This window comes from Dactylosporangium sp. NPDC000555, assembly GCF_040300025.1.
Lineage (GTDB): Bacteria > Actinomycetota > Actinomycetes > Mycobacteriales > Micromonosporaceae > Dactylosporangium.
Window position 1 is genome coordinate 2,089 of the sequence record NZ_JBEPDB010000073.1, and the last position, 22,361, is coordinate 24,449.

General features: G+C 71.5%; 19 protein-coding genes and 2 pseudogenes. 9 read left to right on the plus strand and 12 right to left on the minus strand.

Going from position 1 to position 22,361, the window contains the following annotated elements; all coding sequences use genetic code 11:
* A pseudogene (locus ABT297_RS32485) lies at positions 1–116 on the minus strand (YebC/PmpR family DNA-binding transcriptional regulator); the annotation flags it as partial.
* 95 nt (positions 117–211) lie between these two features.
* Here ABT297_RS32485 and ABT297_RS32490 point away from each other — a divergent pair.
* Positions 212–1,066 (plus strand): inositol monophosphatase family protein, encoded by an 855-nt coding sequence (locus ABT297_RS32490; protein ID WP_350556234.1) that lies wholly within the window; start codon positions 212–214, stop codon positions 1,064–1,066.
* Between the two features lie 20 nt (positions 1,067–1,086).
* Complete coding sequence (locus ABT297_RS32495; RefSeq protein WP_350556235.1) at positions 1,087–2,331, plus strand: hypothetical protein; 1,245 nt, start codon at positions 1,087–1,089, stop codon at positions 2,329–2,331.
* 76 nt (positions 2,332–2,407) lie between these two features.
* On the opposite strand, the gene ABT297_RS32500 is transcribed toward ABT297_RS32495, so the two are convergent.
* The 7 genes from ABT297_RS32500 to pgsA form a co-directional block, all read right to left on the minus strand.
* On the minus strand, positions 2,408–3,163 hold the full coding sequence (locus ABT297_RS32500; RefSeq protein WP_350556236.1) for a YebC/PmpR family DNA-binding transcriptional regulator: 756 nt from the start codon (positions 3,161–3,163) through the stop codon (positions 2,408–2,410).
* A gap of 2 nt (positions 3,164–3,165) precedes the next feature.
* Positions 3,166–3,789 carry a pyridoxal 5'-phosphate synthase glutaminase subunit PdxT gene (gene pdxT / locus ABT297_RS32505; RefSeq protein ID WP_350556237.1) on the minus strand — a complete coding sequence of 208 codons (624 nt, stop codon included), beginning with the start codon at positions 3,787–3,789 and terminating at the stop codon, positions 3,166–3,168.
* Complete coding sequence (gene pdxS, locus ABT297_RS32510; RefSeq protein WP_350556238.1) at positions 3,786–4,685, minus strand: pyridoxal 5'-phosphate synthase lyase subunit PdxS; 900 nt, start codon at positions 4,683–4,685, stop codon at positions 3,786–3,788. The genes pdxT and pdxS overlap by 4 nt, the downstream gene beginning before the upstream one ends.
* Positions 4,686–4,785: 100 nt before the next feature.
* Positions 4,786–5,256, minus strand: a complete 471-nt coding sequence (locus ABT297_RS32515) for a hypothetical protein (RefSeq protein WP_350556239.1) — start codon at positions 5,254–5,256, stop codon at positions 4,786–4,788.
* Between the two features lie 10 nt (positions 5,257–5,266).
* Positions 5,267–6,400: a glycosyltransferase family 4 protein gene (locus ABT297_RS32520; protein WP_350556240.1), complete on the minus strand. Its 1,134-nt coding sequence runs from the start codon at positions 6,398–6,400 to the stop codon at positions 5,267–5,269.
* Between the two features lie 9 nt (positions 6,401–6,409).
* Entirely contained in the window at positions 6,410–7,330 is a 921-nt protein-coding gene (locus ABT297_RS32525; RefSeq protein WP_350556241.1) for a phosphatidylinositol mannoside acyltransferase, read from the minus strand.
* Positions 7,327–7,986 carry a phosphatidylinositol phosphate synthase gene (gene pgsA / locus ABT297_RS32530; RefSeq protein ID WP_350556242.1) on the minus strand — a complete coding sequence of 220 codons (660 nt, stop codon included), beginning with the start codon at positions 7,984–7,986 and terminating at the stop codon, positions 7,327–7,329. The genes ABT297_RS32525 and pgsA overlap by 4 nt, the downstream gene beginning before the upstream one ends.
* A 193-nt stretch (positions 7,987–8,179) precedes the next feature.
* Between pgsA and ABT297_RS32535 the strand changes: the two genes are divergently transcribed.
* Positions 8,180–10,348, plus strand: a complete 2,169-nt coding sequence (locus ABT297_RS32535) for an elongation factor G-like protein EF-G2 (protein WP_350556243.1) — start codon at positions 8,180–8,182, stop codon at positions 10,346–10,348.
* 216 nt (positions 10,349–10,564) lie between these two features.
* Positions 10,565–11,599 (plus strand): DUF695 domain-containing protein, encoded by a 1,035-nt coding sequence (locus ABT297_RS32540; protein ID WP_350556244.1) that lies wholly within the window; start codon positions 10,565–10,567, stop codon positions 11,597–11,599.
* A gap of 118 nt (positions 11,600–11,717) precedes the next feature.
* Here ABT297_RS32540 and ABT297_RS32545 read toward each other — a convergent pair whose 3' ends face one another.
* Entirely contained in the window at positions 11,718–12,077 is a 360-nt protein-coding gene (locus ABT297_RS32545) for a DoxX family protein (RefSeq protein WP_350556245.1), read from the minus strand.
* A gap of 84 nt (positions 12,078–12,161) precedes the next feature.
* On the opposite strand from ABT297_RS32545, the gene ABT297_RS32550 reads away from it, so the two are divergent.
* From ABT297_RS32550 to ABT297_RS32565, 4 genes and pseudogenes are all read left to right on the plus strand, one after another.
* The gene (locus ABT297_RS32550) at positions 12,162–13,013 is read left to right on the plus strand and encodes a sigma-70 family RNA polymerase sigma factor (protein ID WP_350556246.1); all 852 of its coding nucleotides are present in this window, start codon (positions 12,162–12,164) and stop codon (positions 13,011–13,013) included.
* On the plus strand, positions 13,010–13,591 hold the full coding sequence (locus tag ABT297_RS32555; RefSeq protein WP_350556247.1) for a phosphatase PAP2 family protein: 582 nt from the start codon (positions 13,010–13,012) through the stop codon (positions 13,589–13,591). Before ABT297_RS32550 ends, ABT297_RS32555 begins: the two co-directional genes overlap by 4 nt.
* A 53-nt stretch (positions 13,592–13,644) precedes the next feature.
* Positions 13,645–15,666: pseudogene (thrS, locus tag ABT297_RS32560) on the plus strand (threonine--tRNA ligase); the annotation flags it as partial.
* A 122-nt stretch (positions 15,667–15,788) separates the two neighbouring features.
* Positions 15,789–16,262, plus strand: coding sequence for an HIT family protein (locus ABT297_RS32565; protein WP_350556275.1), 474 nt, complete (start codon positions 15,789–15,791; stop codon positions 16,260–16,262).
* Between the two features lie 118 nt (positions 16,263–16,380).
* On the opposite strand, the gene ABT297_RS32570 is transcribed toward ABT297_RS32565, so the two are convergent.
* The gene (locus ABT297_RS32570) at positions 16,381–18,786 is read right to left on the minus strand and encodes a VIT domain-containing protein (protein ID WP_350556248.1); all 2,406 of its coding nucleotides are present in this window, start codon (positions 18,784–18,786) and stop codon (positions 16,381–16,383) included.
* A complete protein-coding gene (locus tag ABT297_RS32575; protein ID WP_350556249.1) occupies positions 18,783–20,066 on the minus strand; it encodes a helix-turn-helix domain-containing protein in 1,284 nt (427 codons plus the stop codon). Before ABT297_RS32575 ends, ABT297_RS32570 begins: the two co-directional genes overlap by 4 nt.
* 401 nt (positions 20,067–20,467) lie before the next feature.
* Between ABT297_RS32575 and ABT297_RS32580 the strand changes: the two genes are divergently transcribed.
* The gene (locus tag ABT297_RS32580) at positions 20,468–20,890 is read left to right on the plus strand and encodes a hypothetical protein (protein ID WP_350556250.1); all 423 of its coding nucleotides are present in this window, start codon (positions 20,468–20,470) and stop codon (positions 20,888–20,890) included.
* Positions 20,891–20,972: 82 nt separating this feature from the next.
* Here the strand turns inward: ABT297_RS32580 and ABT297_RS32585 are convergent, their stop codons facing one another.
* Complete coding sequence (locus ABT297_RS32585) at positions 20,973–22,346, minus strand: MFS transporter (protein WP_350556251.1); 1,374 nt, start codon at positions 22,344–22,346, stop codon at positions 20,973–20,975.
* Between the last annotated feature and the right edge of the window lie 15 nt (positions 22,347–22,361).

The following is a 22,361-nucleotide window of genomic DNA, read 5'->3' on the forward strand; positions in this document are numbered from 1 at the left end:
ACGTCGAAGTTGGCGTACACGTTCTGGACGTCGTCGCAGTCCTCCAGGGCGTCGATGACCTTGAAGACCTTGCGGGCGCCCTCCTCGTCCAGCGGTACCGTGACGCTGGGGACGAGCACAGCCGCCCCTTTCCTACAACCGTTGCGGCTACGATGAACAACTGCGCCTCTCGGCAATATCGTAATCCCCGTCGCCCAACGGAGGAATCCCGATGATCCACGAATTCTCGCAGGCGCTCCAGAGCACGCTCCTTCCGGAGTTCACGCGATATCGTGATCGACTGTCGACATTGCGTGTCTCGGAGAAGGAAGACAAAACGCTGCTCACCGAGGCAGACCTGCGCATCGAGGCACTCATTATCGACGCTATCCGGTCATTTGACCCGAATCCGTGGATCATCGCCGAAGAGTCGGGCAACACCGACGCCACCCGGACGGAGGCCACCGGCGCGGCGAACCGCGCCTGGATCGTCGACCCGATCGACGGTACCGCCGAGTTCGTTCGACCTGACCGACGCGAGTTCTGTGCCGTCGTCTGCCTCATCGAGGGAGGGGAGCCTACCGGTGCTTTCGTCCTGGCGCCCGAGCTGGGCTACGACCGGACCGCGCTCTCGATCGTGACCGACGCCACCAATCGGAAGATCACCGTGAACGGCAAGCCGGCGTCGGCCGCGCAGGCAGCGGACGGCCGGCGTCACGCCTCCGTGACACGGAGCTCGGGATCGCAGCCGCGCGCCTATGAAGCGGCAATGAGAGCTGCCGGTTTCACGCTGAAGACGAGCACCACTTCGCAGACCATCGACATGGTTCGGACCGCGATCGACCTCTCGCATGTGTCTGACCTGCGGTTGCCCAGCTTCGAGCTGTTCGCGCGGAAACGTCAGAAGCTCTGGGACGGAGCCGCCGGCCTGTGCCTGGGGGCGGCCTTCGGCCTCACACGGGTGGACCTCGACGGCAACCCGCGGACGCCATTCGACGCGGATCTGCTCCACGCGGTCGAACCAACACTCGATTCGACCGTCATGGGGCCGCCGGAGGTAGTCCGATGGTTCCTGGACATCCAGTGACGGCTCCCCGGGCCACGACGGTGCTGATCGATGTCACCACGATCATCGGCGCCGAAGAGTTCATTCTTGCCCAGAACCGTGGCGCCAAGCCGCTGGATCCGTTCGCCCGTCAATGCTTCGTGGAACTGATACAGAGCATCGTCTTCATGTCGAAGGTGGTGGTACCGCATCCCACCCTCGCCGATCCGCGCGAGGTCGACTTCGGCGAGCGCCCGCGGCTTCTTCGCAGCCTCATGTCCGCCGGACTGATCGAGCCGCTCCACCTGAATCCAGCCCAATGGGACGAAGCGCTGGCAATAGAGCAGAGCGCGCTTGCCAGGCTGCAAAGTGGCACCGGCACTCGCAGTGTCATCGCCTTCATCGAGCAGACACTGAAGGTCGACGACCAACTGCGGAGCAGACCTCGCAACGATCTGTCCCATCGCATCCGGGGCTGGGCCGACTTCCAGGCCGGACACGTCAGAATCCCAGGACATCACCAGGATCGCATCAACACTTCTGACGGTATCGAAGAGGATGGGTTCGGCCACTGGGCACGACATGCCGGTGCGTTTCTCGGTGGCGTGATCGAGAGCGTGGCGCCGCGAGATGAGGCCAAGTACGTCATGGCCACGCTGGCTCGCGGGTTGAAATACCGATCGAGGGCCGACGGGGCCCAAGTGATCTACCAGTCCCATCCACTTCGACGTGACTTTCTCATCACGTTCGACCTGCAGAGCCGGGGCGCCAGCGACGAGTTCGTCTTCGAGACCATCCAGCTGATCCGCGGCATCAAGACGTCACTCAGCGCCGCCGCCGGGGACGAACACAGTCGCCGCGCAGAACTCCTGGAACTGGAGCTTCCACTGCTGGGCGGGCGGCTCTGGCACCCGGACGAGGCTGGGCACAGCCTGGGCGAAGACGCGTGGATCGGTCTCGTGACGGCCCGTATTCAGCAATATCGCGAACACAGCACCGAGCTTCGACGGGCGATCGAGCGATGCGTCACCGACGAGGATTACCTGCGGATCGCTCGGGACATCGACGGAGTCCGGCGGCAGCTCCTTGAACGGCTCGGGCTGCGTCAAGTGACCTTGTCGCCCGTCGAGCGCGAACTGGTCGCCGGCGTGGCATCGGTCGCGGAGTCCGTCCCGGGTGTACCGAAGGTCGGTGGGATGTGGCTCGGACTGCGCTCGGCCGGTAAGCAGCTCAAGGCCACCGGGAGCCCCGTGCAGCGCTTTCTCTATCGCGAGTTTCTGCTCGCCTGGCGGCGGACCGCCATGTGAACCGTCCACCAGCTACTGATCAAACGCCAAAGGGGCGCCCACACCATCGTGGGCGCCCCTTGGCGAAGCATGGTGCTCAGGCCTCGACCAGGGCCATGACCTCGTCCGAGACGTCGAAGTTGGCGTACACGTTCTGGACGTCGTCGCAGTCCTCCAGGGCGTCGATGACCTTGAAGACCTTGCGGGCGCCCTCCTCGTCCAGCGGTACGGTGACGCTGGGGACGAACGAGGACTCCGCGGACTCGTAGTCGATGCCGGCGTCCTGCAGGGCGGTGCGCACCGGGACCAGGTCCGACGCCTCGGAGATGATCTCGAAGGACTCGCCCAGGTCGTTGACCTCCTCGGCGCCCGCGTCGAGCACGGCCAGGAGCAGGTCGTCCTCGGTGAGCTCGCCGGCCTTCGGGACGATGATGACACCCTTTCGGGTGAACATGTACGACACGCTGCCCGCGTCGGCCAGGGAGCCGCCGTTGCGGGTCAGTGCCACCCGCACCTCCGTCGAGGCCCGGTTGCGGTTGTCCGTCAGGCACTCGATGAGGATGGCGACGCCGTTCGGGCCATACCCCTCATACATCGCGGTCTGCCAGTCGGCGCCGCCCCCGATGAGGCCGGAGCCGCGCTTGACCGCGTTGTTGATGTTGTCGTTGGGGACCGAGTTCTTCTTCGCCTTCTGGATGGCGTCGAAGAGGGTCGGGTTGCCGGCCGGGTCACCGCCGCCCGTGCGGGCGGCCACCTCGACGTTCTTGATCAGGCGGGCGAAGAGCTTCCCACGCTTGGCATCGATGACCGCCTTCTTGTGCTTGGTGGTCGCCCATTTGGAGTGCCCCGACATGCCTAACCCTCCGTCGTGTTACCCGCCTCGCGAGCCATCTCCACGAAATACCGATGGACGCGTAGGTCGCCGGTGAGCTCGGGGTGGAACGCCGTCGCGAGCAGGTGCTGCTGCCGAACCGCGACAATCCTACCGGCGGCCTGACCATCCCTCACACGCCCCAGTACCTCTACCGAGTCCCCCACCGACTCGACCCACGGGGCCCGGATGAAGACCGCCCGGAACGGACCACCCTCGATGTCCGAAATGTCAACGGACCCCTCGAACGAGTCGACCTGGCGGCCGAACGCGTTGCGGCGGACGGTCATGTCGATGCCGCCGAAGGGCACCTGGTCGGGGCGGCCGTCGAGGATCGTCGACGCCAGCATGATCATCCCGGCGCACGAGCCGTAGACCGGCATGCCGGCGCCGATCCGCTTGCGGATCGGCTCCAGCAGCCCGAACTCGACCGCCAGCTTGCTCATCGTGGTGGACTCCCCGCCGGGGATGATCAGTGCGTCGACGGAGTCGAGCTCGTCGACGCGCCGCACCGGGCGGCCGATCGCGTCCAGCGACGCGACCGCGTGCAGGTGTTCGCGGGTATCGCCCTGCAGGGCGAGCACACCGATGATCACGGAGGCGGTCACCAGCCCCGCTCGGCGAGGCGGTGCGGCTGCGGGATGTCGTCGACGTTGATGCCGACCATGGCCTCACCCAGGCCGCGGGAGACCTTGGCGATGACGTCCGGGTCGTCGTGGAACGTGGTGGCCTTGACGATCGCGGCGGCGCGCTGCTGAGGGTTGCCCGACTTGAAGATGCCGGAGCCGACGAAGACGCCCTCGGCGCCGAGCTGCATCATCATCGCCGCGTCGGCGGGGGTGGCGATGCCGCCGGCGGTGAACACCACGACGGGCAGCTTGCCGGTCTCGGCGACCTCCTTGACCAGCTCATACGGCGCCTGCAGCTCCTTGGCCGCGACGAAGAGCTCGTCCTCGGGCAGCGACGTCAGCCGGCGGACCTCCGCGCGGATCTTGCGCATGTGGGTGGTGGCGTTGGAGACGTCGCCGGTGCCGGCCTCACCCTTGGAGCGGATCATGGCGGCGCCCTCGTTGATGCGGCGCAGCGCCTCGCCGAGGTTGGTGGCGCCGCAGACGAACGGCACCGTGAACGCCCACTTGTCGATGTGGTTGGCGTAGTCGGCCGGGGTGAGCACCTCGGACTCGTCGATGTAGTCGACGCCCAGCGCCTGCAGCACCTGGGCCTCGACGAAGTGCCCGATGCGGGCCTTCGCCATCACCGGGATCGAGACGGCGCTGATGATCCCGTCGATCATGTCCGGGTCGCTCATGCGGGACACGCCGCCCTGGGCGCGGATGTCGGCGGGGACCCGCTCGAGCGCCATGACCGCGACGGCGCCGGCGTCCTCCGCGATCTTGGCCTGCTCGGGGGTGACGACGTCCATGATGACGCCGCCCTTGAGCATCTCGGCCATGCCGCGCTTCACGCGGGCGGTGCCGGTGACGGGCGAGGTGGGTGAGGACACGACGACGCACTCCTAACAGGGAAAGCCGGGATTCACCCGTAAGTTTACGCCCGGACCACCCTGCGGCCCCACGGCCAATGACAACCCGGCGGCCCACAACTCACGACAGCGATGGGTCGTCGACGTCGAAGTAGGCAGGAACGGGGTGTTTTCTGGCCAGCCGGAACAGCCGCACCAGGGCCCGGCGGCGCACGGCCAGGGCGTCGCGGACCACGTCGTTGTGCACCTGGCGGGCCAGCGCCACCCGGCGGCTGATCTGGACCAGCGAGTCCACCACGTCGGACGGCGGCGCTCCGAGCCCGCCGCGCAGGTGCCGGGTGAGATCGTTCTCGGCCACCTCGCGATCGTCCGGCTGAGCGTCCAGGGCGATCTTCGCGGCGTACATGAGCGTCGGCAGCTGGGCGGCCTCAGCGAGGGCCACCCCGGCGACGGCGCGGCGCACCAGGTGGGCATCGAGCGTGGCGTACGCGGCGGCGGCCCGCGCGTGCAGCCGGTCGACCCGGGCCGCGAGCCACGTCAGGTAGGTGGCCACCACGACGACCGCGGCCACCACGGCGATCACCCACCACATGCGGCGCAGCCTACGGGACCGACTCCTGCACAGTCGCTCCGGCAACCTCGACGGCGGTGGAGTAGACCTCGAGCACCCGCTCGGCGACGACCGGCCAGTCGTAGGCGGCCACCACCTGGGCGCCCCGGGCGGCGAGAGCGGCCCGCCGGGCGGGGTCGTCCAGCAGGCCGGCGGCGGTGCGGGCCAGGGCCTGCGCGTCGCCGACCGGGAACAGCGCGCCGGCCGCGCCGCCGTCGAGCACCCGCCGGAACGCGTCCAGCTCGCTGGCCAGCACGGCGGTCCCGGCCGCCATCGCCTCGGTGAGGATCATGCCGAACGACTCGCCGCCGGTGTTCGGCGCGACGTACAGGTCGACGCTACGCAGCATCCGCGCCTTGTCCTCCTCGGAGACCTTGCCGAGGAACACGATCCGCTCGCGCAGGTCCGCGGGGACGTCCTGCAGGGCCTCGTCGGGGTCGCCGGGCCCGGCCACCAGCAGGCGCAGGCCGGGCCGCTGCGGCGCGAGGGTGGCGAAGGCCGACATGAGGTACCGAAACCCCTTGCGCGGCTCGGTGAAGCGCCCGATGAACCCGAGCGCCCCGCCCTCGCCCGGCCAGCCGTCGAGCGGCACGGCGCCGCGGTACTTCGACACCTGCACCCCGTTGGGGATCTCCCACGCGCTGCCGCCCAGGTGCTCGACCTGGACCTTGCGCGCCAGCTCGCTGACCGCGATCCGCCCGGTGATCTTCTCCAGCACCAGCTGCAGCACGCCCTGCGCAGCGGCGAGGGCGCGCGAGCGGGTCATCGCGGTGTGGAAGGTGGCCACGACCGGGCCACGGGCCGAGAGCACCGCGAGCATCGACAGGCTCGGGATGAGCGGCTCGTGCACGTGCAGCACGTCGAAGCGGCCGGCGGACAGCCAGCGCCGCACCCGGGTGGCGGAGATCAGCCCGAACGACACGCGGGCGACCGAGCCGTTGTACGGCACGGGCACGGTCCGGCCCGCGGGCACGACATAGGGCAGCGTGATGCCCTCCTCGTCGCCGGGCGCCAGCACGCTGACATGGTGGCCGAGCGCGATGAGCGTCTCGGCGAGGTCGCGGACGTGGTTCTGCACGCCGCCGGGCACGTCGAAGGAGTACGGGCAGACGATCCCGATACGCAACGGCCCTCCCTAGCCCACGGTGCTGACGGCCGGCTCGTCGAGCCAGAACCGCTGGAGCATGTGCCAGTCTTCCGGGTGCCGCGCGATGCCCTCGGCGAACCGGTCGGCGACACGCTGCGTAACAATCTTGACGCGGACGTCGAGGGATCCCTCGTCCGGACCCGGCATCGGGACCGGCCCGGCCAGGTGGCCGGCGGCCGCATCCGCATCGAACCACATGTTCGCCACGTACAGCGGTGCTCCGGTGCGCAGGGCCAGCAGCGCCGGGCCGGCCGGCATCCGGGTCCGGCCGCCGAAGAACTCGACGTCCACGCCGCGCGGGGTGAGATCCCGATCGGCGAGCAGCGGCACCACGGCCCCGCCCTTGACCCGCTCCTCCAGCACGTCGAACGTCGGGCGGTCGCCGCCGGTGAGCGGCAGGATCTCCATGCCCAGCGAGCGGCGGAAGGCCAGGAACCTGAGGTACACGCTCTCGGGCTTGAGCCGCTCCGCGACGGTGGTGATCGGCCAGCCGTTGGCGGCGACCCAGGCCCCGGCGGCGTCCCAGTTCCCGGCGTGCGGCAGTGCGACGACGGAGCCGACGCCGGCCGCGACGTGCTGCCCGAGCAGCTCGCCGCGCTCCAGCCGGAACCCGGCCAGGATCTGCTCCTTGGAGCGGCCGGGAAGCTGGAACGCCTCGAGGTAGTAGCGGGCGTAGGAGCGCAGGGCCCGGTGCAGCAGGTCCGTGAACTGCTCCTCGGGCATCTGGTCGCCGGCCACCCGGCGCAGGTTCCGGGCGAGGGTGGCGGTGCCCTTCCCCGGTTTTCCGCGGCGGTACCCCCGGATGCCGTGCGCCGCCGCGGCCGCGAACGCCGGCCAGACCATGCCCCGGGGCAGCCTGGGCAGGAGATCGAACGCCGCGCCGTAGCCGAGCTCGACGAGGCGGCTCACCGGGCGTCGGACTTCGCTGCGGACGGTGCCCCGTCCGGCCCGGGGTCCGCCGCGCGGGCCTGGCGGTACACGACCGCGAGCCGCTGGCCGATCGTGACGATCGAGAGCGCGGCGAGCAGCCACATGACGATCTCCAGGCCGTAGGGCACGCCGAAGCCCCACAGCAGGCCGCCGACGCCGATGCCGACGAGCCGCTCCGGCCGCTCGATCAGCCCGACGTTCGCGGTGAAGCCGAGCCCCTCGGCGCGGGCCTTCACGTAGGAGACGACCTGCCCGGTGATCAGGCACAGCAGCGCGGCCGCGGCCGGGCGCAGCTCGTGGATGCTCGCGTAGTACCAGGCCACGGCGCCGAAGATCGCGCCGTCGGCGACCCGGTCCATCGAGGAGTCCAGCAGCGCGCCGAACTTGTTGGTGATGCCGCGCTGGCGGGCCATCGAGCCGTCGACGAGGTCCGTGAAGCAGCTCAGGGTGATGATGATGAGCGCGATGATGAGATGGCCGCGGGTGGCGAAGCCGAGCGCGCCGACGAGCACACCCACGGTGCCCGCGACCGTGACCGCGTTCGGGGTGACCCCGGCGCGCAGCAGCGCGGCGGCGACGGGGTCGAGCACGCGCGCCACTGCGGCACGGCTGACTACGCTGAAGATCTTCGCCATGGCGCTCTCACGATAACGGGGGCAGAGCTTGCCGGATACCGGCACGTGGGACTGCTCACGATGCTTGAGTAAACCTGGAGTCGGGAGGAGCGCCGGCGGTCTTGTGTCGGTGATGTTTCGGGTGTGGGATCGGTGAACAGGTCGTGACTGTGAGGCTACTCACACGTATCGCAAGACTTTCGGGAGGCGCGTGATGGCGCAGAAGGTCCAGGAGAAGGGTTTCACCGGCACCGCACCGGTGGTTGATGACCCCGGCCAGGTACGCAACGTGGTCGTCGTCGGCCACTCCGGCTCGGGCAAGACGACGCTGGTCGAGGCGCTGCTGGCAGCGACCGGGACGATCTCGCGGGCCGGCTCGGTGACCGAGGGCACCACGGTCACCGACCACGATCCGGCGGCGGTGAAACAGCAGCGTTCCGTCACACTGTCGTGCGCGCCGCTGCTGCACGACGGTGTGAAGGTCAACCTGCTCGACACGCCGGGCTACGCGGACTTCGTCGGGGAGCTGCGGGCCGGGCTGCGCGCCGCCGACGCGGCCCTGTTCGTCGTCTCGGCGGTCGACGGCATGGACGCGGCGACCGGCGCGCTGTGGGAGGAGTGTGCCCACGTCGGGATGCCCCGGGCGGTGGCGATCACCCGGCTGGACCATCATCGGGCCGACTTCGACGAGACCCTGCAGACCTGCCAGGAGGTCTTCGGCGACAACGTGATGCCGCTGTACCTGCCGATGCTGGGCGACGACGGCTCGAGCGTCGAGGGCCTCATCGGGCTGATCACCCAGCAGGTCTTCGACTACTCGGCCGGCTTCCCGCCGCAGGTGCGCGACCCCGACCCGGAGCACCTGCCCGCGATCGAGGAGTCCCGCAACATCCTCCTGGAGGGAATCATCGCCGAGAGCGAGGACGAGACGCTCATGGAGCGCTACCTCGGCGGCGAGGTCATCGAGACGCGGGTGATCGTCGACGACCTGGAGAAGGCCGTCGCCCGCGGCACGTTCTACCCGGTCGTTCCGGTCTGCTCCGAGACCCGGGTCGGGCTCGACGCGCTCGTCGATGTGCTGGTCAACGGCTTCCCGTCGCCGCTGGAGCACGAGGTGCCGCCGGTGACCGACGTCGAGGGCGAGCCGCACGCCCCGCTGCGCTGCGACCCGCGGGGCCCGCTGGTCGCCGAGGTCGTCAAGACCACGATCGACCCGTACGTCGGGCGCGTCTCCCTGGTCCGCGTCTTCTCCGGCACGCTGCGCCCGGAGCAGCCAGTACACATCTCCGGCCACGGCATGGGCGAGCGGGGCCACCCCGACCACGACGCCGACGAGCGGTTCGGGCACCTGTTCTCGCCGCTGGGCGCCAACCTGCGCGAGGTGCCGCACGCCGTCGCCGGCGACCTGGTGGCGGTCACGAAGTCGGGCTCCGCCGAGACCGGCGACACGATCTCCGGCAAGGACGAGCCGCTGCTGATGGCCCCCTGGGAGATGCCGGAGCCGCTGCTGCCGATTGCGGTCGTGGCCCACACCCGCTCCGACGAGGACGCCCTCGCCAAGAACCTGGGCCGGCTGGTGGCCGGCGACCCGACGCTGCGGCTGGAGCGCAACGCCGAGACGCACCAGCTGGTGCTGTGGTGCATGGGCGAGGCGCACGCCGACGTGGTCCTCGACCGCCTGCGCGGCGGCGGCGCGGAGATCGACACCGAGCCGGTGCGGGTGGCACTGCGCGAGACGTTCGGCGCGCCGAGCCAGGGCCACGGCCGGCACGTGAAGCAGTCCGGCGGCCACGGCCAGTACGCGGTCTGCGACATCAAGGTCGAGCCGCTTCCCCGCGGCACCGGCTTCGAGTTCGTCGACAAGATCGTCGGCGGTGTGGTGCCGCACAACTACATACCGTCGGTCGAGAAGGGCGTGCGCACCCAGATGGAGCGCGGCATGGTCGCCGGCTACCCGGTCGTCGACGTGCGGGTCACCCTCTTCGACGGCAAGGCGCACTCGGTCGACTCCTCCGACGCGGCGTTCCAGACCGCCGGCGCCCTGGCCCTGCGCGAGGCGGCCGAGCAGGGCCAGACGACGCTGCTGGAGCCGATCGACGAGGTGACGATCCGCGTACCGGACGAGTTCGTCGGCACCGTGATGAGCGACCTGTCCGGCCGCCGCGGCCGGGTGCTCGGCAACGAGCCCGACCCGGCGGGCCACGAGCGCACCCTGGTGCGCGCCGAGGTCCCGGCGACCGAGCTCATCCGCTACACCGTCGAGCTGCGCGCGATGACCTCGGGCTCGGGGACGTTCAGCCGCGCCTTCGTCCGCCACGACCCGATGCCGGCCCACCTGGCGGAGGCGGTGAAGAAGGAGCACGCGGGGGCGCGCAGTTCCTAGCCTGGCGCTCGCTTCGCTCCGCCCCGGCCCCTCAGGGCTCTTTCCGATGCGCGGGGTTCTCCGTTATCACGGAGTGAACGTGCTGCTTTTTGTGCATGTTCACTCCGTGATCATGGCAACCATGATGGCTGCCGGAGCTGGGCGCGCTGCTGGCGGCTGGTGTCGTTGTTTCCGTCTAACGGTGGTGCCGGGTGGGATCGCCGTTAGGGTGGGGGCGTGATCTTCGGGCGGTCGAAGCGCAAGGCCGGGGACGGTGGCGCGATCGTGGACTTCTGGGCCTGGTGGCCGACCGTCCGGCCGGCCGTCGAGGCGGCGATCTCCTCCGGGGACTGGGGGCGGCTCACCCCGCAGTTCAGCCGGCGGATCGAGGCGATCCACCCCGCCCTGCAGTGGGAGTTCTCCAGTGGTACGACGGCCAGGCACGCGCTGGTCGTGTCCGCCGCCGGCGACGCGCAGCTGCGGCCGGTCGCCGCCCGTTGGGGTGCCCTCGCGCCGGCCGCGGACGCGACGTGGGAGTACCACACCGCCCGGCAGCCCAGCCCGGAGATCTTCCAGGCGACGATCGAGCTGGGCCAGGGTGTCAAGCTCGACCTGGCGCGCATGCGGTTCACCTTCTCCCGCGACGGCGAGGCGCCCGAGATCGACGTCGTGGCCCATCACCCCGGCTTCCACGTGCTGGAGGAGCAGGCGCGCGGCCAGGTGACGTTCCTGACCCTGGACTGGTTGCTCGGCGAGGACGGCGTCGAGGAGTGGATCGGCGCGATCTCCTGGGAGACGGACGAGCCGCCGGGCGCGGCGGACCCGGCCGAGCTCGCCGCGGCGGTGGAGGCACTGCGGGAGGAGTACAGCACGCCGCAGTGGGTCCTGATGAGCGCCGACCTGCCCGACGGCAACCCGGTGATCGCCACGGCGCAGCGGCCCCTGCGACCGGTGCGCTGGCCGCGCTTCGACACGCACGTGGCGATCACACTGCCGTACCGGCACCGCGACGCCGTCGGGCTGCCCGAAACGGAGTCGCTGACGGCACTGCGCGAGTTCGAGGACACCGCCCTGAGCACCGCGGCCGGCACCGACGGCGTGCTGCTGGCCCACGAGACCAGCCGCGGCACGCGCACGCTGCACTACTACGTCGACGCCGACTCCCCCGCCGCCGACGACCTCGCCGAGGCCGCCGGCTGGTGGCAGGACGGCCGCGTCCGCGTGGAGCGGCACTTCGACCCGTCGTTCGAGCGGATCATGCGGTTCCGGTGACCGCCACCATCACCCGGCGTCGCCCGAACGGCCACGCGCCGCCGTCTCGCCCGGGCGCCGCGACAGCCTCAGACTGAGGCGCCGCGACAGCCTCAGGCTGAAGGGCCTCGCCCCGCTGCTAACCGGTCGCCAGGCCCAGCCCCAGGGTGGCCGCGGCCAGTGCCAGGAACGCGCCGGGGAAGGCGATGTTGTGGTACACCCCGGCCAGCGCGTGCTTGGCCAGCGCGCCCATGAAGAAGAGCACGAGGCCCGCGGCGGCGGCGAGGCCGATCAGCGGCAGCCCGGCCAGGCCGAGCACGAGCCCGGCCGCACCGGCGGCCTTCAGCGCGCCGAGGCCGGGCACCCACGAGCGGGGCAAGCCCACCTCGGCGGAATTGGCCAGCACGAACCGGGCGCCGGCGAGGTCGGCGACGGCCATGCCGGCGTTGGCGAGCACGGTCGTCAACGCCACGACGACGTAAAGGGTCTGTAGGCTCATCGGACGGTCTCCTGTTCCGCAGTGGCACACGGGCATCGGCTTGGTCGCCCCCCATGACGTCCGGAAAGTGCGAAAGGTGACCCTGTGAAAGGAAAAGAGCTGGAGGTGCGGTTCGCGCACGACCGGCCGCATTTGCGCGCGGTCGCGTACCGGCTGCTCGGCTCCCTTGACGACGCCGACGACGCGCTGCAGCAGGCGTGGCTGAAGGCGGCCCGGGCCGACCTGAGCGACGTGCACAATCTCACCGGCTGGCTCACCACCGTGACCGCGCGCGAGTGCCTCGATCTGCTGCGCGCACGCCGCCGCCGGGCCGAGGTGGCACTGCCCGCGGAGCCCCCGGCCGCGCCGTCCCCCGACGAGGCGGTGCTGGCCGAGCGGGTCGGGCTGGCGCTGCTGGTCGTCCTCGACCGGCTCTCCCCGGACCAGCGGGTCGCGTTCGTCCTGCACGACCTGTTCTCCGTGCCGTTCGGGGACATCGCACGGGTACTGCGGAAATCCCCGGACGCGGCGAAGAAGCTGGCGAGCCGGGCGCGCGAGCGCGTCAACGGCGGCGACCCGGCGGCCGTGCGGGCCGACGCGGCGACCTGGCGGCTCGCCGAGGCGTTCCTGGCCGCCTCCCGGTCCGGCGACATTCCCGCGCTGCTGGAGTTGCTCGCACCGGAAGTGGTGCGCCGGGCCGACCCGGCGCTGCTGCCGCCCGGCGTGCCGGCGCTGGTCCACGGCGCCCGGGCGGTGGCCGAGGAGACCCGCGCCTTCGCCGCCCGCACCCGGGCCGCGCAGGTGGCGCTGGTCGACGGCGCGCCCGGCCTGGTCGTGGCGCCCGGCGGGCGGCTGCTGGCAGTGCTGCGGCTCACCGTCGAGGGCGGGCGGATCACGGCCGTCGATGTGGTGGCGGGGCGGCGGGTGCCGATCGCGGTCGACAGGATGCGGCCATGATCAGGCAACGGGCCGCCAGGTGGCTGACCGAGGCGTTCGCGCCGGCGGTGCTCGTGTCGGTACTGCTGGTGCTGCTCGGGGTGCACAGCGAGCCGGGGTTGGCCCGCGGCCTGGCGCTCGGCGCGGTGGCCGCGCTGTTCGAGAGCGTCCTGCCGTTCCTCTACATCCTGCGCGGAGTGCGCACCGGCAGGCTCACCGACCACCACATCGGCGACCGGCGGCAGCGGCTGGTCCCGCTGCTGGTCGCGATGGGCTCGGTGCTGGCCGGGTTCGCGGTGCTGCTGCTCGCCGGCGCGCACCGGGCGCTGGTGGCCGCGGTGGTGGCCGGCGGGGTCGGGCTGGTCGTCGCGGCGGCGGTCAACCACTGGTGGAAGATGTCGGTCCACGCGGCGGTCGCGGCGGGTTCGGTGGTCATCCTCGCGCTGGTGTACGGCTGGCCGCTGCTCACCGTCGTGCCGCTGGTCGGCGCCATCGGGTGGTCCCGGGTCGAGCTCAAGGACCACACGTGGCCGCAGGTCGTGGTCGGCACCGCCGTGGGCGCTCTGGTGGCCGGTGGGGTGTTCTCCGCGCTGCGCTGAGCGGGTGGATAGCATCGGGGTGAAAACGACCTACCGACCCCTGGGAGCAGCCCGTGTCCGCAGCGCGCTCGAATTCCGAAGCCCCACCGCGCATCGTGGTCACGGCGGGCACGACGGCGGCGGCCGCGGTCGCCGCGGCGGGGCTGCCGGCCAGCGGCCCCAAGGCGATCGTCGTGGTCCGCGACGGCGAGGGCCGGCTGCGCGACCTCAACTGGGCGCCGGAGGCCGACGCCGAGGTCGAGGCCGTCGACATGTCCAGCCCCGACGGGCTCAACGTGCTGCGCCACTCGACCGCGCACGTGCTCGCCCAGGCGGTGCAGGACGTCTTCCCCGAGGCGAAGCTGGGCATCGGCCCGCCGATCGAGAACGGCTTCTACTACGACTTCAAGGTCGACAAGCCGTTCCACCCGGAGGACCTCAGCAAGCTCGAGAAGCGCATGCAGGAGATCATCAAGTCGGGCCAGCGGTTCCGCCGCCGCCGCTTCGACTCGGTGGAGCAGGCGAAGGCGGAGCTGACCGACGAGCCGTTCAAGCTCGAGCTCGTCGACGTGAAGTCCGACGGTAGTGCCGGCGGTGGCCAGGCGCTGGACACGTCCGAGGTGATGGAGGTCGGCGGCGGCGAGCTGACGATCTACGACAACCTCGACGCGCAGTCGGACAAGGTCTGCTGGTCCGACCTGTGCCGCGGCCCGCACCTGCCCAGCACCCGGCTGATCCAGGCGTTCAAGCTGACCCGCAGCGCCGCCGCCTACTGGCGCGGCTCGGAGAAGAACCCGCAGCTGCAGCGCATCTACGGCACGGCGTGGCCGACCCGGGACGCGCTGAAGGAATACCAGCGGCTGCTGGAGGAGGCGGCCCGGCGCGACCACCGCAAGCTCGGCGCCGACCTGGATCTGTTCAGCTTCCCTGACGAGCTCGGCTCCGGCCTCGCGGTGTTCCACCCCAAGGGCGGGATCATCCGCCGCGAGATGGAGCAGTACTCCCGGCAGCGCCACCAGCAGTCGGGTTACGAGTTCGTCAACACGCCGCACATCACCAAGGCCAACCTGTTCCAGACCTCGGGCCACCTGCCGTACTACGCCGACACGATGTTCCCGCCGATGGAGCTCGAGGGCGCGGAGTACTACCTCAAGGCCATGAACTGCCCGATGCACAACCTGATCTTCCGGGCGCGCGGCCGCTCCTACCGCGAGCTGCCGCTGCGGCTCTTCGAGTTCGGCACGGTGTACCGCTACGAGAAGTCGGGCGTGGTGCACGGCCTGACCCGCGTGCGCGGCATGACGCAGGACGACTCGCACATCTACTGCACCAAGGAGCAGATGCCCGGCGAGCTGCGCTCCCTGCTGCAGTTCGTGCTCGACCTGCTGCGCGACTACGGCCTCGACGACTTCTACCTCGAGCTGTCCACCCGCGACGACTCGCCGAAGTTCATCGGCGACGACGCCGACTGGGAGGAGGCGACCGAGGCGCTGCGCTCCGCCGCCGAGGCCTCCGGCCTGGAGCTCGTTCCCGACCCGGGCGGCGCCGCCTTCTACGGCCCGAAGATCTCCGTGCAGGCCAAGGACGCGATCGGCCGCACCTGGCAGATGTCGACCATTCAGGTGGACTTCAACCAGCCCAAGCGGTTCGGGCTGGAGTACCAGGCCTCCGACGGCTCCCGCCAGCAGCCCGTGATGATCCACCGGGCGCTGTTCGGCTCGATCGAGCGCTTCTTCGGCGTGTTGACCGAGCACTACGCGGGCGCCTTCCCGGCCTGGCTGGCCCCGGTCCAGGTCGTCGGCATCCCGATCCGCGCCGACCACACCGACTACCTGTTCGACTTCGCCGACCGCCTGCGCAAGGAGGGCATCCGGGTCGAGGTCGACCACTCCGACGAGCGCATGCAGAAGAAGATCCGCAACGCGCAGCAGCAGAAGATCCCGTTCATGGCGATCGCCGGTGACGACGACGTCACGGCGGGGACGGTCAGCTTCCGCTACCGCGACGGCTCGCAGCGCAACGGCGTCCCGCTCGACGAGGCGGTGGCGCACGTCGTGTCGGTGGTCCGGTCCCGCACCAACGCCGGCCCGTCGGCCCCCGCCGCGGACGTGTCCCCGGACGGTTCGCCGGCCGCCGCCGACACGGCCTCGCTCGGGTCGCCGGCGTGACGAACCCCGGCGAACCCGACGAACTGGAGCGGTTGTGGACGCCCCACCGCATGGCGTACATCAGGGGTGAGGACCGCGCCGACGACCACGACCAGCCGACCGGGTGCCCGTTCTGCCGGGCACCCGGCCTGCCGGAGGACGAGAGTCTCGTGGTGGCGCGGGGCTCGGTGGTCTACGCGATCCTGAACCTGTACCCGTACAACCCCGGCCACCTGATGGTCGTCCCGTATCGGCACATCGCCGACTACACCGACCTGACCGGCCCGGAGACGGCCGAGGTGGCGTCGTTCACGCAGACGGCGATGCGGGTGATCCGCAAGGTCAGCGGCGCGCACGGGTTCAACCTGGGCATGAACCAGGGCGCGGTGGCCGGGGCCGGGATCGCGGCGCACCTGCACCAGCACATCGTCCCGAGGTGGGGCGGCGACACCAACTTCATGCCGGTGGTGGGCCGCACGAAGGTGCTGCCGCAGCTGCTCACCGACACGCGCAAGCTCCTGGCCGAGGTCTGGCCGTCGACCTGAGGGCACGCCGTCCTGCGCTGCGGCCCGCACCGGCATAGGTTTCACCGGCGGATCAGGGGCCCGGACCTCCTCCTCGGCGGTCCGGACCCCTGGCCTCCCGCGCGGGCCAGTGCGACGATCAGTGCTTCCAGAACTCGCCGCGCGACGGCTTCGATGCGGCGCTCGCGGCCTTGTCCAGCTCCTCCAGCACGAACTGCCACAGCTCGGCGAACGGCCGGGCCGCGACCGCCTGCGGGGTCAGGGCCTCCGCCAGCTCCCGCAGCTGCGGGAGCCCCAGCGCCGCCAGCCGCGAGCCCAGGTCCTCGAGCAGCTCGCGCCGCTCGTACTCGGGCCGGCCCTCCGCCTCCCGCAGCCGCGCCGCCTCCTGCGCGGCGAGCTCCCGGACGTCGACGGCCGCCGTGCGTTCCTCCTCGACCCGGGCACGCGCCATGCGGGGCGGCGCGGAGGTCGGCGCCCCGGCCGGCCGCATCATGCGCGAGCTGCCGCGCCCGGCCGACTTGCGGCCGAGGGTGGCGCCCCCGCCGTACCGCTGCGGGGCGGGCATCGCCATCGGCATCGCCGGGCGCGGGGGCCCGCCGGCCGTCGGGGGCAGCGCGGCGCTCGTCAGGGTGTACGCGGACGTCGGGTGCAGGGGCGGCGGCGGCACCGGCGTGGGCACCTTCCAGCCCGCCGGGCTCTCCACCGGCTGGGTCACCTTCCGCGGCTCGTCGCCGTCGGTGACGATCCGGCTGTCCACCGCGACGAACGCCGTGAACCGGCACAGCACGCCGAAGCGCAGCGACGTCCCGGTGATGCGGCTCTCGAGCGGGGCGGTCTCGTGGGTGCCGGTGACGTACTGGTCCTCGAGGTCGCGCAGCAGCGCCCGGGCCCACACCGCGCTCAGCGCCGTGGAGTCGTGCCGCTCCGCCGTGACCTTCGCCGACCACGCCCGGCCGTCGCGGGTGGTGCCGGCGACGGTGAGCGCGCCGGCGACCGGGCCGCGGTACCGGCCGGCGACCACGAACGGTACGCCCGGGAACACGTCCGGCAGGCGCGCCGGGGTGCGGGTGCCGTCGAGCAGCTCGAGGCCCTCGGCGTCGATCGTCACACCGGTGACGACGGGCGCGCCGATGCGCCGGTGGATGTGGTCCATCGCCTCGTCCAGCCGGTCCTCGCTCTCGACGAGCTCGCACCGGCCGCCACCAGCGATCGCGAGCCGGCCGAGGAACCCGGCGTTCACCGCCTGGTCGATGCCCACCGTGTGGACCCGCACGCCGCGCAGCGCCGTCGACACGGTACGCAGGATCTGGTCCTCGTTGCCGACCTGCCCGTCGGTGACGAGCACCAGCACGCGGTCGCGCGTCTCGGTCTCGTCCTCGCCGAGCAGGCGCAGGCCGTCCAGCAGCGGCTGGAGCAGCTCGGTGCCGCCGCGCGCGTCCATCCGCGCCAGGTGTTCTACGGCACGGTAGCGGTTCCGGTCGCTGCCGCCGGACAGTCCCGTCCCCAGCGACTCGGGCGTCTCGACCCGGTCGTCGAAGGCCAGGACGGCGAAGCGGTCGTGCGCATCGAGCGTGTCGACGATCCGGGCCGCGGCGCGCCGGGCGGCGACCATCTTCCAGCCGCCCATACTGCCGGAGCGGTCGAGCAGCAGGACCACGTCCTTGGGCCGTGGCGGGGCGTCGGCGGCCGGCGGGAGCACGGTCAGCCGGTAGGTGCCCTCGTCTCCCTCGGCGTCCGGGGCGAGCGCGAGGCTCTGCGTGCCCGCCCCGTACGCCAGGCGCAGCACGAAGTCACGGTTGGCGCGGTCTCCCGGCAGTACCGACACCCGGTTTTCGGTTTCGGAAACGGCGTGCAGGCTGGACCTCACGTCGCCGAGCGGCAGGCCGGCCGGGTCGATGTCGACGTCGATCGACAGCCGCAGCGGGTTGGGGAACCCGGGCAGCAGCACCGGAGGGCTGATCCGCGAGGCGTCCGGCACGGCGTCGGTGTCCAGCGCGAACCCGTCGCCGACACTGTCACCGTCGAGCAGGCCGCCCGGGATGTACCGCGGGGCGACGACGAGCGGGAAGCGGTACGTCGCCTCGCCGTCCTCGAAGGCCAGGGGCCCGACGAGCGAGAGCCGCACGCTGACGCGCTCGCCCGGCAGGATGTTGCCGACCCGCATGGTGAACACGTCGGGCCGCTCCTCCTCGGCGATCGAGGCGCGCTGCCCGGCGGCGATGGCAGTGTCGTACGCCTCACGGGCGGCGCCGCGCTCCTGCAGTTCCGCCTCCACGACGCGCTCGTCGGCCGTCATCGCCATCCGCACCACGGCGGCGCGGTCCGGCAGCGGGAAGATGTAGGTCGCCTCGAGGGGCTCGCGGTGTACGTTGACGAACTCCTGCGTGAGGTCGGTGCGGGCGACCAGCCCGGTGATCGAGGCCCGCACCTCGAGCCGGTCGAGCGGAAGGTTGCCGCGCTCGGTGCGCAGCGCACCCAGCCCGGCCTCGTCCGTGGGCGCGGCGACCACTCGCGCCTCGTCGTCGGTCATCGTCGCGAGTCTCATGCGGCGCTTCCTCTCTTCTGCTTCGGACCGGCTGGTTTCGGGTCTTCGTCGAAGTCGTCCCGTTGCGTGCCGCTTTGCTGCCCCACCCCGCTCCCGCGCGCCACCCCGGCCTTCCGCGTCGTCGCGGCCTTCCGCGTCGTCGCCGCCGGGTCGTGGTCCCCCGCCGACTGCAGTGCCTCGGTCGTTGGTGTCGCGTCTTGCGGCGGCTGGGTCTGCGCCTCGGTGTGTTCTCTCGTCGCTCGCGCCGCTCTCGCCCTCGGTGACACTGTCGCCTTTGGCGGCTCTTTCGTTCTCGACGTCCGCTCGGGGATCTGCTCCGGCGTCACTCCGGCGAGGCCGCGGGCGGCGAGAAGGTCCATCAGGTCCCGGGCCGCGGCCCGGATCAGTGGCAGGTCTTCAGTGGCGGGCGTCGCGGGCAGCAGCAGTACCGCACCCCCGCCGAGCGGCACCCCGGTCAGCAGCCGTTCCGTGGTGCCCCCGACCGCCGCGTCCACGTCGCCGCCCGCCAAACCTGCGCCTCCGACCGCCCGGCCCGCGCCTCCGACCGCCGAGCTCACGGCTCCGACCCCCGGGCCCACGTCACCGGCCACCGGGCCCGCATCGCTGGTCGCCGAGCGCGCTGCTCCGGCCGCCGAGTCAACGTCACCGGTGGTCAGGCCCGCATCGCCGAGCGCCGAGCCCACGTCACCGCCCGCCAAGTCCACGTCCTCGGCCCCTGGGCCCGCGCCTCTGGTCGCCGAGCGCGCAGCTCCGGCCGCCGAGTCCACGTCGCCGGCGGCCGGGCCTACGTCCTCGGTCGCCAAGCCCGCGTCCTCGGTCGCCGCGTTCGGCACCGGCTCCCGCGGCCGCACGTACTCGCTCGGCGGCTCCGTCCAGAACCGCCGCGGCGGCGGGCCGGCCGAGTGCGGCATGATCGCCGCCAGCCGCTCCGTCGCAGTGCGCGGTATCCGGAAGGACACCCCTGGCGGCAGGTCCGCGATGCGCAAGAGCACGTCATCCGGTGCTTCGGCGAGCTCGGCCTGAATCTCGGCGATCTTGTACCCCTGCGACTGGCGTCGCTTGATCGCCACGAGCTGCAACAGGTGCCGCGGCCCGTACAGCGCGGTCCGCCCGCGCATGTAGGGTCGGTCGACGAGCCCGATGGTGGAATACCATCGAACCGCTCGGGCGTCGGGCAATTTTTGCACCCGCCCGTTCGGCGCCCCCGCGTAGGCTGTGCCAGCGAGCAGAGCGGCAACTCTGCCGGTCAACTCCTCGAGCGTCCATCCCGTAGCGACCATGCCTTCGATAATGACACTGTCATCGTGACACTGTCAATATCGGCGCCACTGCGGTGATGGCGCGATCTCAGCACGTTAATGCCTGCCAGCGCCGCCGATACTGCGCTTCATACTGCGCTCCGTGCTGCTGTGCGGCATCGCAGCCGGGCGCAGGGCAGCCGGGCGCATGGCTGGACCGCCTCCCAGACCCGCGGCTCCCCAGACCAGCGGCCCAGTGCGACGCATCCCGCTTATAACGACGCATCCCACTCATGACACTGTCAGATGACAGTGTCATGCGACAGTGTCGGATGGCCCAGTGGCGCAGTCGTCCCGGGTGGCACTTTTCCGGGAGCAAACGCGATCTCGCGAGCCCTAACGTTCTTGTCAACGGCGAGGACGAAGACTTCAAGGGGATACAGATGAGCGACATCGACACCGGCTACGACGGCGGCCAGGACGTGGACTACGGCCACTACGAGGCCGGTCAGGAGCACGGCGCGCTGGACCAGCTGCACCAGGCGCAGGGTTCCGAGGCGGACTACAACAGCCAGTTCGGGGTGTACGAGCAGGATCACCACGCGGCGGAGTCGACGAACTTCGCGCAGGGTCACCACGTGGAGTTCAGCCAGCCGGGTGGGGTGCACTACGAGTCGACCGACTTCACCAACTACAGCCACAGCGCCGAGGTCGACGACCACGTGTTCGCGGCCGAGGGCAGCGAGAACTCGCACCAGGCCAGCTTCGGCGAGCTCGACGCCCTGCAGGCCCGCTTCGACACCGCCTTCGCTCAGGGCACCCAGTTCCACGGCGGCGCCGGCGGGCTCGGCATCGCCTCCAACTGACGCAAGAGCACTGAACGTTCATGGGTGTGGCTTCGGCCCGGCCGGCGGATCAGCCTCCGCCGGCCGGCGCCCACCACAACATTCAGCCCGAGTGCGTTGTCGCAGGTTCTGAGGCCTTCGCCGCGGTCGGGCGCAGGACGGCCATGAGCAGCACCAGGGCGGCGCAGGCGAGCACCGCCGCGGAGATGAAGGCGCGACCCAGCGCACCGGTGGTGACCGAGGCGCCGGCCACCGCGACCATCACGGCCAGGCCGAATGAGCTGCCCAGCCACTGCGTGGTCTGCAGCACCCCGGACGCCGCGCCGGCCTCGCGCCCGGTCACCCTGGACAGGATGAGGCTGTACAGCGGGACGAACGAGCAGCCCCCGCCCACCCCGACGAGCACCAGCGGCCCGAGGACGGCGGCGTAGGGGCTGGCGGGCCCGACCCGCGACAGCAGCAGCCCGGCGGCGACGAGCGTGACGAGCGAGCAGCCGATCACGAGCCGGTGGCCGAAGCGGGCCAGCAGCCGCGGCACGAGCCGGGCCGCCGCGAACAGACCGGCCGTCATCGGCAGGAACGCCAGGCCGGTGGGCACCGGACCCAGCCCGCGCACCTGCTGCAGGTAGGTGGTCAGGAAGAAGAACGGGCCGATCAGGCTGGGGCCGATGAGCAGGAGCGCGGCGTACCCGGCTGCGCGCTGCCGGTCCCGGAACAGCCCGAGCGGCACGATCGGCGCGGCGGTGCGCGCCTCGATCGCCACGAACGCGCCGATGACGGCGGCGCCGCCGAGCAGGCCCGCGAGCACCCGGGCGTCGCCCCAGCCCGCGGAGGCGGCCCGGATCAGCCCGTACACGATGCCCAGCATGCCGGCGGTGACGGTCAGCGCACCGGGCACGTCGAAGCGGCCCGCGTGGCGCTCGGTCTCGGGCAGGCGGCGCAGCGCGAGCAGCACGATGACGATCCCGATCGGTACGTTGACCAGAAACACCCACCGCCAGCTGACGGCGGCGGTCACCACGCCGCCGAGCACGAGCCCGAGCGACGCGCCGCCGCTGATCACCGCCGAGGAGACGCCGAGCGCGCGGTTGCGCTCCGGCCCCTCGGCGAACGTCCCGGTGATGAGCGCGAGCGTGCTGGGCGAGGCGAGCGCCGCGCCCGCGCCCTGCAGGGCGCGGGCGGCCAGCAGCCAGCCGGGCCGCTCCGCGAGCGCGGCGGCGAGCGATGCGGCCGTGAACACCAGCACGCCGGTCACGAACATGCGGCGCCGGCCGAGCACGTCGCCGAGCCGGCCGCCGAGCATGAGCAGGCCGGCGAAGGCGATCGTGTACGCGTTGAGGACCCAGGCCAGACCGGCCGGGGCGAAGCGCAGCGCCGTGGAGATGCCGGGCAGCGCGACGTTGACGATGGTGGCGTCGATGCCGAGCAGCAGCTGGCAGGACACGATCACGGCGAGGGCGAGGCGTTGCCTGGGCATGGTTGAGCGGCCTCC

What these genes read in the sequence shown, in the direction of transcription:
- ABT297_RS32490 (WP_350556234.1), top strand. Translation starts at nt 212, where the DNA reads ATGATCCACGAATTCTCGCAGGCGCTCCAGAGCACGCTCCTTCCGGAG.
- ABT297_RS32500 (WP_350556236.1), bottom strand. Translation starts at nt 3,163, where the DNA reads ATGTCGGGGCACTCCAAATGGGCGACCACCAAGCACAAGAAGGCGGTC.
- ABT297_RS32515 (WP_350556239.1), bottom strand. Translation starts at nt 5,256, where the DNA reads ATGTGGTGGGTGATCGCCGTGGTGGCCGCGGTCGTCGTGGTGGCCACC.
- pgsA (WP_350556242.1), bottom strand. Translation starts at nt 7,986, where the DNA reads ATGGCGAAGATCTTCAGCGTAGTCAGCCGTGCCGCAGTGGCGCGCGTG.
- ABT297_RS32535 (WP_350556243.1), top strand. Translation starts at nt 8,180, where the DNA reads ATGGCGCAGAAGGTCCAGGAGAAGGGTTTCACCGGCACCGCACCGGTG.
- ABT297_RS32545 (WP_350556245.1), bottom strand. Translation starts at nt 12,077, where the DNA reads ATGAGCCTACAGACCCTTTACGTCGTCGTGGCGTTGACGACCGTGCTC.
- ABT297_RS32555 (WP_350556247.1), top strand. Translation starts at nt 13,010, where the DNA reads ATGATCAGGCAACGGGCCGCCAGGTGGCTGACCGAGGCGTTCGCGCCG.
- ABT297_RS32565 (WP_350556275.1), top strand. Translation starts at nt 15,789, where the DNA reads ATGGCGTACATCAGGGGTGAGGACCGCGCCGACGACCACGACCAGCCG.
- ABT297_RS32570 (WP_350556248.1), bottom strand. Translation starts at nt 18,786, where the DNA reads ATGAGACTCGCGACGATGACCGACGACGAGGCGCGAGTGGTCGCCGCG.
- ABT297_RS32575 (WP_350556249.1), bottom strand. Translation starts at nt 20,066, where the DNA reads ATGGTCGCTACGGGATGGACGCTCGAGGAGTTGACCGGCAGAGTTGCC.
- ABT297_RS32580 (WP_350556250.1), top strand. Translation starts at nt 20,468, where the DNA reads ATGAGCGACATCGACACCGGCTACGACGGCGGCCAGGACGTGGACTAC.
- ABT297_RS32585 (WP_350556251.1), bottom strand. Translation starts at nt 22,346, where the DNA reads ATGCCCAGGCAACGCCTCGCCCTCGCCGTGATCGTGTCCTGCCAGCTG.